At 45.8% G+C, this 13,493-nt stretch carries 11 protein-coding genes; 4 read left to right on the forward strand and 7 right to left on the reverse strand.

Annotated features, from left to right (window positions below):
• Positions 1–4: 4 nt before the first annotated feature.
• Positions 5–1,153, reverse strand: a complete 1,149-nt coding sequence (locus AC58QG_RS08105) for a glucose-1-phosphate adenylyltransferase (protein ID WP_497361574.1) — start codon at positions 1,151–1,153, stop codon at positions 5–7.
• A complete protein-coding gene (gene glgB, locus AC58QG_RS08110) occupies positions 1,096–3,102 on the reverse strand; it encodes a 1,4-alpha-glucan branching protein GlgB (RefSeq protein WP_497361575.1) in 2,007 nt (668 codons plus the stop codon). The genes AC58QG_RS08105 and glgB overlap by 58 nt, the downstream gene beginning before the upstream one ends.
• A gap of 182 nt (positions 3,103–3,284) precedes the next feature.
• Between glgB and AC58QG_RS08115 the strand changes: the two genes are divergently transcribed.
• The 3 genes from AC58QG_RS08115 to AC58QG_RS08125 are packed head-to-tail and all read left to right on the forward strand — an operon-like array spanning position 3,285 to position 6,044.
• The gene (locus tag AC58QG_RS08115) at positions 3,285–4,406 is read left to right on the forward strand and encodes a peptidylprolyl isomerase (RefSeq protein WP_497361576.1); all 1,122 of its coding nucleotides are present in this window, start codon (positions 3,285–3,287) and stop codon (positions 4,404–4,406) included.
• Positions 4,407–4,460: 54 nt separating this feature from the next.
• Positions 4,461–5,327, forward strand: a complete 867-nt coding sequence (locus tag AC58QG_RS08120; RefSeq protein WP_497361577.1) for a class I SAM-dependent methyltransferase — start codon at positions 4,461–4,463, stop codon at positions 5,325–5,327.
• Positions 5,328–5,330: 3 nt separating this feature from the next.
• Entirely contained in the window at positions 5,331–6,044 is a 714-nt protein-coding gene (locus AC58QG_RS08125) for an RluA family pseudouridine synthase (RefSeq protein ID WP_497361578.1), read from the forward strand.
• A gap of 23 nt (positions 6,045–6,067) precedes the next feature.
• Here the strand turns inward: AC58QG_RS08125 and AC58QG_RS08130 are convergent, their stop codons facing one another.
• Entirely contained in the window at positions 6,068–6,472 is a 405-nt protein-coding gene (locus AC58QG_RS08130; protein ID WP_497362808.1) for a MarR family winged helix-turn-helix transcriptional regulator, read from the reverse strand.
• A 331-nt stretch (positions 6,473–6,803) separates the two neighbouring features.
• On the opposite strand from AC58QG_RS08130, the gene AC58QG_RS08135 reads away from it, so the two are divergent.
• Complete coding sequence (locus tag AC58QG_RS08135; RefSeq protein WP_497282793.1) at positions 6,804–6,971, forward strand: hypothetical protein; 168 nt, start codon at positions 6,804–6,806, stop codon at positions 6,969–6,971.
• On the opposite strand, the gene gyrA is transcribed toward AC58QG_RS08135, so the two are convergent.
• The 4 genes from gyrA to AC58QG_RS08155 form a co-directional block, all read right to left on the reverse strand.
• A complete protein-coding gene (gyrA, locus tag AC58QG_RS08140; RefSeq protein WP_497361579.1) occupies positions 6,962–9,403 on the reverse strand; it encodes a DNA gyrase subunit A in 2,442 nt (813 codons plus the stop codon). The two genes, AC58QG_RS08135 and gyrA, sit on opposite strands and share 10 nt — an antisense overlap.
• Positions 9,404–9,520: 117 nt before the next feature.
• Positions 9,521–11,494: a DNA topoisomerase IV subunit B gene (gene parE, locus AC58QG_RS08145; RefSeq protein ID WP_497361580.1), complete on the reverse strand. Its 1,974-nt coding sequence runs from the start codon at positions 11,492–11,494 to the stop codon at positions 9,521–9,523.
• Positions 11,495–11,521: 27 nt separating this feature from the next.
• Positions 11,522–12,514 carry a DUF2705 family protein gene (locus tag AC58QG_RS08150; RefSeq protein ID WP_497361581.1) on the reverse strand — a complete coding sequence of 331 codons (993 nt, stop codon included), beginning with the start codon at positions 12,512–12,514 and terminating at the stop codon, positions 11,522–11,524.
• A gap of 15 nt (positions 12,515–12,529) precedes the next feature.
• On the reverse strand, positions 12,530–13,492 hold the full coding sequence (locus AC58QG_RS08155) for an ABC transporter ATP-binding protein (RefSeq protein ID WP_497361582.1): 963 nt from the start codon (positions 13,490–13,492) through the stop codon (positions 12,530–12,532).
• Between the last annotated feature and the right edge of the window lies 1 nt (position 13,493).

Here is a 13,493-nt window from a genome sequence, read left to right on the forward strand (position 1 = left end):
GACATCATCCCTTCTGATTAGCGTAGCCTGTTACCCGTTCGTTACCGCCAATAAGTACAATTTCTCCGTTACCATCCACAACTGCGCCGTCTTCCACAACCGTATTTTCACCGATAATTGCTTTGATAATGGTCACGTTGTTACCAATTTTGGCATTTGGCATAATGACTGAATCCTTAATGTGGCTTCCTTCACCAACCTGAACACCGAAGAACAGTACAGAATGATCAACATCTCCGAAAATCGCGCAGCCTTCATTAACCAAAGAACGTTTAATATTCGCTGTAGGTGCTACGTATTGAGCAGGTTGATACGGATTCTGAGAATACACACGCCAGTCTTTATCATTTAATTTCAGCTCATTATTGTCGTCCAACAGGTCCATATTCGCTTCCCATAGACTATCAATGGTACCGACATCCTTCCAATAACCTTCGAACGGATAAGCAAGCATTCTTGCTTCATCTTTCAACATCATTGGAATGATATCTTTTCCAAAATCTTTACTGGAATCTGGGTTGGCTTCATCCTCGATCAAATAGGATTTCAAGACTTTCCAGTTGAAAATGTATATGCCCATCGAAGCAAGGTTGCTGTTGGCTTCCTTCGGCTTCTCAGCGAATTCCGTGATCTCTTGCTTATCGTTTACGCTCATGATGCCGAAGCGGCTTGTTTCTTCCCATTTCACTTCGATAACAGCGATCGTAGCGTCCGCTTTTTTCTCTTTGTGATAGGAAAGCATGAGATCGTAATCCATTTTATAAATATGGTCACCCGAGATGACCAAGACGTATTCTGGATCATATTGCTCAATAAAGCCGATATTGCGATAAATCGCATTTGCAGTCCCTTTGTACCAGTCGCCGCCTTTTTGCTCCATGAACGGTGGCAGCACCGTAACACCACCATATTTGCGGTCAAGATCCCAAGAGCTTCCAATACCGATGTACGTATTAAGCACGAGAGGCTGATACTGCGTAAGTACACCTACGGTATCAATCCCTGAATTCGTACAATTGCTGAGAGTAAAATCAATGATGCGATATTTGCCGCCAAAGTGTACAGCTGGCTTAGCTAAATTGTTCGTCAGTACGCCTAATCTTCGCCCTTCTCCTCCAGCGAGGAGCATAGCAACACATTCTTTACTGCGCATATTTGATTTCCCCCTTCAACTTCATCATTCTCTGATTGGAATTCACTCACACACTTGATATAAACAGCCGCAAGCGGCGGAATACATAGAGATAAACTATACGGCCTACCATGCATGGAACTAGCTCTGCTTGTAATCGGCAGCGTATTCCCTTGACCGGAACCGCCAAATTCAGACGCATCACTATTAAAAACAACTTCGTATAAACCTAATTTTGGAACGCCGATTCGATAATCCGGATGAACAACAGGTGTGAAATTACACACAAGAATGAGTTCATCCTCCGGCGCATTCCCTTTTCGCATATAGGTGACAACACTTTGGCTCTCGTCATGGGGATTAATCCATGCAAAGCCTTCTGGATCATGATCCAGCTGCCATAGGGCTGGTTCCTTCAAATAAAACTGATTGAGCGACTTCACGTAATGGTGCATCTGCTCATGCTTCTCATAGCCATCTAACAAAAACCAATCCAGCTCTTCAAGATCCTTCCATTCGTCGAATTGACCGAATTCACTTCCCATGAAGAGCAGCTTTTTCCCTGGATGCCCCGACATATAGCCATATAACACCCGCAGATTGGCGAATTTCTGCCAATAGTCTCCTGGCATCTTATGCAAGAGTGAGCGTTTACCATGCACAACCTCATCATGAGATAGTGGAAGTACATAATTTTCGCTCCAAGCATACATGAACGAGAACGTGATCAGCTTGTGATTGGCTCTACGGTGGATGGGATCCAGCTTCATATACTTCAGCATATCGTTCATCCAGCCCATATTCCACTTGTAGTTAAATCCAAGTCCACCTTCGTGAACAGGAGCTGTCACTAGCGGCCAATCGGTTGAGTCTTCTGCCATCATCAGCGCATCAGGGAAATAAGAGAAAACGACTTGATTCAGCTTGCGAATGAACGCAACTGCCTCTAGATTCTCGTCACCGCCATGTTGATTTCGAATCGGAGCTTCATCCCATCTGCCGAAATTAAGATGCAGCATGGAAGCAACTGCATCCACACGTATGCCATCTATATGATACATATCCATCCAAAATACGGCATTTGAGATTAAGAAGCTCTGAACCTCCGGTCTGCCAAAATCGAAGGTGAGTGTCCCCCACTCGAGCTTTTCCGCTTTGCGAGGGTCTTCATATTCATACAGAGGCTTGCCATCAAACTGGCGGAGTCCATGACTGTCCTTGCAGAAATGTCCGGGTACCCAGTCCATAATAACGCCGATGCCTTTTTGATGACAGCGATCAACGAATCGCATGAACTCCTTCGGTGATCCGTGACGACTTGTAACGGAATAATACCCCGTTGCTTGGTACCCCCAAGAACGATCAAAGGGATGTTCCGCCAACGGCATAACTTCGATGTGCGTGTAGCCCATTTCAACCGCATAATCGACTAATTCACTCGTTAATTGTTCGTACGTATACTGCTCTTCGCTTAGGCGGTCTTTTTTACGCCAGGTGCCTAGATGCACCTCGTAAATAGAAAGCGGCTTGTTATACGCTGGTGCTTCTTTCTTCTGCTGCTGCCAGGCTTGATCCTGCCAGTCATAACCACCCAAATCAGCAACCCTCGAGGCTGTGCCGGGCCTTAATTCAGAATGGAAGGCATAGGGATCAGCTTTTAGCAAAATCTGTCCCGACTGACTATGAATTTCGTACTTGTAATAGTCACCTTCACGCGCTTCTGGTATAAAGATCATCCAGAGGCCTAACGAACTGATCTTCTCCATGTGATGCTCGCCGGATTGCCAATCATTGAAATCTCCAAGTACATACACGGTTTTTGCATGTGGTGCCCATACGGCGAATCGAACACCTTCATGCCCTTTTTCATTGCTAACATGTGCCCCTAAGATACGATAACTGTGGAAAAGGGATCCTTCATGAAGCAGAAACAAATCCTCGGAGCTGGGTATACCAACATTTGCTCCCACATTATCCCCCCCTATTTCGACATGTCCTTACTCTAAGATGCGTGTTGCAAATCCTCGCTACCTCTACAAATACAACAAACAGGTAATGAATTCCTTCAATTCAAGCCGAATAAAAAAAAGGAAATCTCTCAACCTTCGGTGAATTATTGGTATGACAAGAAATGAAAGGTGGATCACACATAATGAAAGATAAAGTAAAAGGACTTATCGTTGGTTTAACTATTGGTTCTGTTTTAAGTGGAACAGTAGCCTTTGCAGCAGGAACTCAGATTGAAGTCGCTTTCCGTAATCTGACGTATATGTTTGATGGTGTCGAAAAAACGCCAACTGATGCCAAAGGTTTTATTTATGAAGGAACAACCTATGTACCACTGCGCTTCATGAGCGACTCCCTTGGCAAGAAAGTCACATGGGATGACGAGACAAGTACAATTTGGGTCGGAACGAATCCGAATCAAGTGGTTGCGACATATAAAGGCGGGACAGTGACGAAACGTGAGTTCGATTCGTTCTTTAATCTCAAAGCCTTGTTCAATAGTGCGCATGCTTCCTCCAAGGATAATCTGGACTACCAAACAAGTGTACTTAAGGAATTGGTGACCAATCGAATTCTGTACAGCCGTTCATCAGAAGCAGATCAATCTGCTGCGAAGACAAGTGCTGGTGCACAAGTAGCTGCTTGGAAGCAACAATTTGGTGAAGATAAATTTAAAGCGGACTTGAAAACGGTGAATGCTACTGAAAATGATATCCAATATTATCTCGTTGGCAGTATGACTGCGAATAACTTCGTGAAATCTAGTATTACAGACGCACAGTTGAAAGCGCAGTATGATGCGACACTTGCTGCGAATAAAGATGCTTTTACTATTGCTTCTGTACGTCATATTTTGATCGGACTTACAGACCCAGAAGGGAAAGCCATTCGTACCAAAGCAGAAGCACTTACGCTTGCCAAAGATGTTCAAACGAAGCTCAAATTTGGCGGAGACTTCGCTGCGCTTGCTAAGCAATACTCCGATGATCCAGGATCGAAGGATAATGGCGGGCTATACGCTGATGCGGATGTTAGCCAATGGGTAGAAGGTTTCAAAAACGCAGCCATCTCACAAACCGTTGGTTCAATCGGTGATCCTGTTGAAACTGAGTACGGCTATCATGTGATTAAAGTAGAATCCCGCTCCGTAAAACCACTGGATGCCGTGAAAGAGACTTTGCGTGCTTCCCTTGAACAAGCGCAATATCAACAATTTGCGGAAAAAGAACTACCTGGTTTGATTGAAAAGATCGATTTAGGTCAATAAATGGTGTACAATGGATGTTTAGTCAAGTCTACAAGTTGAAGGATGGATTACAGCATGTTTTATGCAAAAGATTGGGTCGATTATGAATTACTCGATACTGGCGGCGGCGAAAAGCTTGAACGCTGGGGTACGATTGTACTTCGCAGACCCGACCCGCAAATTATTTGGCCACTAGAGAAAGAAACACCAGCTTGGCGTCAAGCTGATGCTCATTATCACCGCAGTTCCAGCGGTGGCGGCCAATGGCAGCAGAACGCAGAGCTCCCAGAGCGCTGGACGATCACTTACGATCAGAAACTGACCTTTTATATTAAGCCAACTAGCTTTAAGCATACGGGTCTGTTCCCTGAGCAAGCGGTCAATTGGAAATGGATGATGGACAAGATTAAGGGTGCTGGTCGTCCTATTAAAGTGCTTAACCTCTTCGCTTATACAGGCGGTGCAACTCTTGCTTGTGCCCACGCTGGCGCTGAGGTGTGCCATGTGGATGCTTCTAAAGGGGTTGTCCAATGGGCGAAAGAGAATTTACATCTAAGCGGAATGGGTTCCCGACCTGTTCGATTCATTACGGATGATGTTTTCAAATTCGTTCAGAGAGAACAGCGCCGCGGCAGCAAGTACGATGCCATCATTATGGATCCACCTTCCTACGGACGCGGACCTAACGGTGAAACCTGGAAATTGGAAGATGACCTCTTCCCATTCATCCAGACTTGCCAATCCATTTTGACGGACAACCCGTTGTTCTTGTTGATCAATTCCTATACGACAGGCATCTCGGCTACTGTGCTTCAGAACATTTTGACGATGGCGATGAAAGCCAAGCATGGCGGAACGATCTCCAGCGGTGAAATCGGTCTTCCGATCACCCATTCCGGTCTTATGCTCCCTTGCGGTATTCTAGGACGCTGGGAGGCGTAATCAGTGGCAGGATTCCAAGAGGGTTACGACGCATCGCAAATACCGATTATCTTCGAAGACAACCACATTCTCGTGGTTGAGAAGCCCGTCAACATGCCTACGCAGGAAGACGAGTCTCGTGATCTCGACTTGCTGAACGCCTTGAAGGCGGATCTCAAGGAGCGGTACAACAAGCCCGGCAATGTGTATCTTGGGCTTGTTCATCGCTTGGATCGTCCCGTTGGCGGCGTGATGGTCTTCGCCAAAACGTCAAAAGCCGCGTCCCGACTTTCGGACGCGGTACGAACAAGGAAGCTCGACAAGACGTACGTCGCTGTCGTGCACGGTAAACCCTCCCAGCCAGCCGCTACGCTGCGCCACTGGCTGTGGAAGGATACGCGGACGAATACCGTCAGCGTGGTCAAGGCAGGCCAGCAGGACGCCAAGGAGGCGGTGCTGGACTATAAGCTGCTCGGCAGCCAAGACGGGCTCAGCTTGATCCAGATCAAGCTGCACACCGGGCGGCCGCATCAGATCCGCGTGCAGCTGGCTGCCATTGGCTGCACGCTGTACGGGGACCAGCGCTACGGGAGCGCTGTGAACAAACCAGGCCAACAGCTCGCGCTGTGGGCGACGGCACTTGCGTTTGAGCATCCTGTGCTCAAAGAGCAGATGCATTTCCGGGCGCTGCCACCGGTGCAGCGGCCTTGGAACGAATTTACCATCCCCGAGCTATGAGGGGATGAGGGAGATCTCCCCGTTTAGTTCGCAACCTTGCCCAATAAATAAATAAGCAATTTCTGATTATGAGCGGAAACGCGATTCAGGTACGAATCCAATAGTTGTTCACGGATTCCACGACCTCTCTCGCTTTCCGCTTTTCCTTTGTCCGTTACATGAATCCAGACGATCCGACGATCCTTCTCATCACGTACACGAATAATTAACTCCGCTTTCTCCATCCGGTCTAATAAGGTTGTTACGGCTGCGGGTGTCGTGGATAAGTATTCAATTAGATCCGAAGGCTTCATTCGTTCATGGACTAGGAGCAATTCAAGTACATTCAACTGTCCTTCCGTAATCGTAGGGGCTAATCCTACCTCCATCTGATTTTTCAATTCCTTCGATAATTTTAGCCATAGCTTTCCGAATTCATCGGAATACATCCTCATCAACTCGCTTCCATTTTCACCTATTTACAGCAAGTATAGCACGCCTTTTCACCAGTTTAAAGATTAATGCCATTAATATTTTCTTACAAAAATTGCAAATTCAGTGGACATGCTGAGGTTTGCTGATACCTGTTGTCGAGCCTTCACAAAGTTTGTCTACTCGTGTGTAGAATGACAAGCGAATCGACTTCTTTTAACAAGTTGCCCATTGCCTACATATACTGATCGAAGGTGTCATGCACCCTTGTAGACAACAGCGAGTCCCTTTACTTTCGGAGAAACTTGACATGCAAGGCTGTTAACTTACTTTCAAGGAGTGATTGGATTGGAAGATTGGAAAGTGGAGCTAGGCAAAAAAGCGCTGGAAGCCGGCATGCTGAAAGACCCACAGTGGCTGGATCGATTAGATGAACCGATGCCCCTGTGGGTCTTATTAGAGTTAGCTTTTACACTGATTGAAAGACTGGATCCCCCAACAATTAGTTACGATTGAGGAAAACGTAAAATCTCAACAATCGATTCTGTTTTCGTCACTGGAATGAGCGACTTGCCTTGCGCTTTGCGATCTTCTAATGGAGCAGTTTCCGTTGAGAAGCGCAGCTTCTCGCCATTACTCATTACAGCCGTAATCAAGTAATCCATTTTCACAATGAACGTCCGGATTAAGGCAGATCCGTTAGGTCTGACACGCTTACCTTCCTTGAATTCGAAGGTAGTGATCCCCTTCCCGCCGCGACCTTGAATTGGATAATCCACAACGAGAGATCGCTTAGCATACCCGAGGTCCGAGATGACCAGTACTTCCCCTTCATCCCCATAAATCCACTCGGCGGACACGACTTCATCGTCTTCCTTGAGCTGGATGCCGCGCACACCCGCGGCCGCACGGCCCATCGGGTTTACTTCTTCCTCACGGAATCGGATACTCATGCCCTGCTTCGTGACTAGAAGAATTTCCTTCGTATTGTCACTCAGATGAACTTGCAGCACTTCATCTTGTTCACCAAGCTTACACGCAACAATCGCGTTGGAGCGGTTCGTCATATACTCTTTAAGCTCTGTACGTTTGACTTGACCTTTCCGTGTAACGAACACGAGTGACTTCGTCGGATCCTCAAAGCCCTTGACTGGAATGACATTCACGATGCGATCTTCCTTTGCAATCGGGATGACATTCACAATCGCTGTACCGTTCTCTTTCCACTTGTACTCCGGAACTTGATGGACAGGCAATAAGTAGTATTGCCCCTTCTTCGTGAAGATCAGTAAGCTCTCGATCGTGTTTACATCCAGCAAGAAACGAAGGTAATCGCCTTCTTTCATGCCTGTATTCTCAAGCTCCCCACCTGAGCGCGTGAAGGATAGTTTGCTGGTACGCTTCAAGTAGCCTTCATTGGACAAGGTGACAAGCACATCTTCAGCCGTTACAAGAACTTCAAGATTTACTTTCAGTTCTTCAACTTCTCCTTGAATCTCGGATCGGCGTTCAATACCATATTTCTTGCGGATCTCGCCCATCTCATCTTTAATAACGCCTAGAAGCTTCTTCAAGCTGCCGAGAATTCCGCGCAAGTACGCAATCGTTTTCTCAACATCCTTCAATTCCTTCTCCAGCGTTGTTATTTCCAAATTCGTTAAACGGTATAATTGCAGGACGAGGATGGCATCAGCTTGTCGTTCCGAAAAATGAAACTTCTCAACGAGATTATTTTGGGCGTCCTGCCGATTTTTCGATGCTTTAATCGTCGCAATGACCTCATCCAAAATGTTCAGTGCTTTCACAAGCCCTTCAAGGACATGTGCCCGATCTTCCGCTTTCTCCAACTCGTATTGCGAGCGGAACGTAACAACCTCTTTCTGATGCCCGATGTACGCTTCCAAAATCTCACGGATACCGAGCTGACGCGGTGCTTTGTTCACAATCGCAACCATGTTGAAGTTATACGTAACTTGCAGATCTGTTTTCTTCAGCAAATAGGCCAAAATCCCTTGTGCATCCGCTTCCTTCTTGAGCTCGATCACGATACGAAGCCCATTCCGACCGCTTTCATCCCGCACTTCAGCGATGCCCTCGATTTTTTTCTCCAGACGGATATTCTCCATCGCAGTGACCAACCGAGATTTAACCACTTGATAAGGGATTTCTGTAATCACAATTTGCTGTCTGCCGCCGCGCATTTCTTCGATCGCGGTTTTGGAACGGATATAGATACGGCCTTTACCTGTCCGATAAGCTTCACGAATACCTTCTTCGCCCATGATGATCCCTGAGGTTGGGAAATCCGGACCTTTAACAATAGACATTAATTCGTCAACCGTAATCTCAGGTTTATCGATCATAGCGGTACAAGCGTCGATGATTTCACGCAGATTATGAGGCGGAATTTCCGTCGCAAAGCCTGCTGAGATCCCACTTACACCGTTTACAAGCAAATTCGGATAACGTGCTGGCAATACAACCGGTTCTTTGGTTGAGTTATCAAAGTTATCCTTGAACATCACCGTGCGTTTTTCAATATCACGAAGAAGTTCCATCGCGATTTCTGATAAACGTGCTTCGGTATAACGCATTGCTGCTGGTGGGTCATCGTCTAAGGAACCCCAGTTCCCGTGACCATCCACGAGGGTATGTCCCATTTTCCAGGGTTGTGCCATACGAACCATACCGTCATAAATCGATGCATCACCATGGGGATGATAGTTACCCATGACATCCCCAACGGTCTTAGCTGACTTCCGATAAGGTTTATCTGGTGTGTTGCCGGAGTCATACATCGCATACAATACACGGCGTTGAACAGGCTTCAAGCCGTCTCTAACGTCGGGGATTGCGCGATCCTGAATAATATATTTGGAATACCGACCGAAGCGATCGCCAACGATTTCCTCTAGAAAGGCTGGTAAAAACTCTTCTATAATGCTCACTTTCTCGTCACCACTCTTTTTGGAAATATAACAATTTATATGTTTCACATGATAAGTCGTCTATATTTATAGATAAACGCTTTCGTCCTTAGAGGACGACGTAGCCGTTTATTTCATCTACTCAACATATTCAGTAAAATCAACGTTTTCGATAATCCATCTCTTACGTGGATCTACTTTATCACCCATCAATGTTGTCACACGTCGTTCTGCTTTGGCCGCATCTTCAATCTGAACTTGAAGCAGCGTCCGGCTTTCCGGATTCATTGTCGTTTCCCATAGCTGATCGGGATTCATCTCGCCAAGTCCTTTATAGCGCTGAAGCTCTGTATTTTTACCGAGTTCTTTGACCACCTTCTGCAGCTGATCATCCGTCCAAGCGTATTTATGACCACCATTTTTACCTTTTCTCGTCACTTTATACAGAGGAGGTTGCGCAATATACACTTTGCCCGCATCAATCAACGGCTTCATGTACCGGTAGAAGAAGGTTAACAGCAATACCTGAATATGTGCGCCATCGGTATCGGCATCGGTCATCAGAATAATTTTGCCGTAATTCGTCTCTTCCGCTTCAAACTCAGAGCCTACACCTGCGCCAATCGCAGCGATAATGGCCTTATACTCTTCATTTTTCAAAATATCCAGCAGCTTAGCTTTCTCAGGATTCATTGGCTTACCTTTGAGTGGCAAAATCGCTTGATGTTTCGAATCTCGTCCTTGCTTCGCTGAACCACCAGCGGAATCACCTTCTACGATAAACAACTCATTCCGTTGCAAATCCTTCGACTGTGCAGGTGTTAGCTTCCCATTCAGGTTTGAGCTCTCGCTCTTTCCTTTCTTGCCGCTGCGAATTTCTTCACGAGCTTTACGCGCTGCTTCTCTCGCTCTCGATGCTTGTACAGCCTTCTTCAGCATCATTTGCGCGATTTGTGGATTTTCTTCAAGGAAAACCGTCATTTTGTCGGAAACAACGGCGTCCACAGCACTACGTGCTATAGCACTTCCCAATTGGTCCTTGGTTTGACCTACGAATTCGACATCGCCCATTTTGATATTGATAACGACCATCATACCTTCTCTGAGATCCGTACCGTCGAGGTTTTTATCCTTTTCCTTGAGAATGCCCCCTTTACGGGCATATTCATTCATGACTCGCGTATATGCTGTCTTGAAACCCGTCTCATGTGTTCCGCCGCCGCGGGTAGGAATCGAGTTCACGAACGAAGCGATCGTCTCTGTATAGCCATCATTGTATTGCAGAGCAACTTCAACTTCAATTTCGTCCTTCTCTGAGGCAAAATGAATCACAGGATGCAGCACGGTCTTCTCTTCATTCAGGAAGGCAACAAACTGGCTCGCTCCGCCTTCGTACTGAAACGAATCGACTTTATCCGTGCGTTCGTCCTTCAGGTTTACTTGAAGTCCGGAATTGAGGAATGCAATTTCCTGCAACCGCTCAGCTAGCGTATCGTAATTGATCGTCGTACCGCCTTGGAAGACGCGTTTATCTGGTTTAAACGTAACTTTCGTTCCTGTACGATTGGTATTGCCGATAACCTCAAGGCCCGTGACGGGTTCACCAACGTGTTCGATCCCTTTATCATCCACCCAGTATTCAAAGCGCATCTTGTGCACTTTGCCATCTCGGTTAATCTCAACTTCCAGCCACTCTGAAAGCGCGTTAGTTACTGAAGCACCAACACCATGCAAACCTCCAGATTTCTTATAGCCTGAACCGCCGAATTTACCGCCCGCGTGGAGGATGGTAAATACGACTTGCGGCGTAGGAACACCTGTCTTATGCATACCAGTCGGGATACCGCGTCCATTATCCTGAACGGTAACCGATTGATCTTTATGTATCGTGACATTAATTTTGGAACAATGCTTTGCCAGATGCTCATCGACTGCATTATCTACGATTTCCCAGATCAGATGATGAAGACCTGAAGAACTGGTACTGCCAATATACATCCCTGGTCTTTTACGAACGGCAACAAGCCCTTCCAGGACTTGAATATCATCTGCTTCGTAATCCGTCACGGGTGTTGGGGCTTTCCCTTTCGCAAATTCTAGCTGCTCAGCCATTGGAGCCCTCCTTTATCTCTAATAAATCTAATTTAGAATATCTTTGCGTGAAAACACCGTAAATGAAACGATTAACGCTGCCACGGTCCAAACACTTAAAACACTAAGGGAAAACCCTAAATCCATACCTTGAATGGGTGGTATTCCTCCAGTCAAATACTTCGTCAGGTCCAAATTGACCATAAACAAATATTTAGCCGTTTCCCAAGAGGACACCATGTTCGAGAGAATGGTTCCTGATATTAATACGGCAAGCATGACCCCCATACCTGCTGCGGTTGATCGAATTAGTACAGAAAGCATGAGCGACATAATCGCTACGACAATGGCTGTAAACCATACTAAACCGAATTCCATCAAGAGGAAGAACCATTGGTCCACGGCTCTTACACGACTGAAATCGACATCAGCGCCTGTCAATTGAATGCCTGTGAAGATCGGCATATTCCAACCGTTATAGCCGAAAACAACACCTGAAATCAAGTAACAGATCAATCCGGTCGACAAAACAGTCAGTGAAGTAAAGAAGACAACGGTAATTAATTTACTCAATAGGATTTTCCAACGCCTGACCGGTCTTGTCAACAATAATTTAATAGTCCCCGTAGAATGCTCGGATGATACGATATCTGCTGAAATGACCATAATAATCAACGGAATAAATAAACCTACTGCATTTTTCACAAATTCACGTGTAAATGTAACCGCATTCGGGGAGCTTGGATTCACGTCTTGCTCCAGATAATAATTCGCAATTTGAATTTGAACGCGAAGCTGCTGCTTCCACTCATCTGGTGTTCGTGCCGAACTGAGACGTTTTTCCCAATCCGTCACTTTTTGCCGCTGATCCGCCTTCCAATCCGATGTTCCAAATTGCTTCTGTGTATGTTGAGCAACTCGCATTTGAGCATAAGTGAACATGGGAATTAAAGCAAGAAGAATAAGTAGAATGACGTAAAATCGCTTTTTCTTAATCATTTTGATCATTTCATTTTTAACTAAAGCATATAGTCCTGTCAATTCAATCACCCTCTTTTACTCTATTCGTTCCCCTTCAGTCAAACGCAAGAACAGATCTTCGAGTGTTGGATTTTTGATTTCTACCGCGTATAGGCTAATTCCTTCTTGGATAAGGCGTTGACTTAGCTTTGGAATGTTTTCTTGATCCATCTGTGTTGAAATCTGCTTCGCTGTTGTTGGTAAGTTGGTAAGGTTATCCGACTCCACTTCTATCGCAGAAAGCACGAAATCTGACGATTGAAGTATGCGCTTTGCTTCATCAACTGGAGAAACGGTCCATACCACCCTGCCACCTTGAGCAATTAGCTCATCTACTGCACCAACTTGAATTACTTCGCCATGACTAATAATGGCTACACGATGACACATTTGCTGAAGTTCGCTAAGTAAGTGACTGGAGACGAACAAGCTAAGTCCATCCGCAGCTAATCGTTGAATAAACTCCCTCATTTCTTTAATTCCCTGAGGATCCAGTCCGTTCGTGGGCTCGTCCAAAATCAGCAGACTTGGTCGCCCTAGAAGTGCCTGAGCAATCCCTAAACGTTGGCGCATCCCTAGCGAGTAGGTACGTACTTTATCATGGATACGCCCATCCATCGAAACAATTTCTACGACTTCTCTTATCCGATTCTCATCCACATCCGGCAACATACGGGCAAAATGCTCGAGATTTTCCCAGCCTGTTAGATAGGAATACAGTTCAGGATTTTCAACGATACAGCCCACTTTTCTCATGGCTTCGTTATGTTCTTTGTGAACATCAAAACCGCAAATGTGAATGGTCCCTTCCGTAGGTCGGATTAAATCCACGAGCATGCGAATTGTCGTTGTTTTACCTGACCCATTGGGGCCAAGGAATCCAAAGATTTCACCAGCGTATACATCAAAGGAAATACCCTTGATAATCTCTTTGTTTTTGATGCTTTTTTTTAGATTATTAACGGATAGAACGATCTTAGGCGTTGCTGCTATAGCCATT

This window comes from Paenibacillus sp. J22P169, assembly GCF_059691995.1.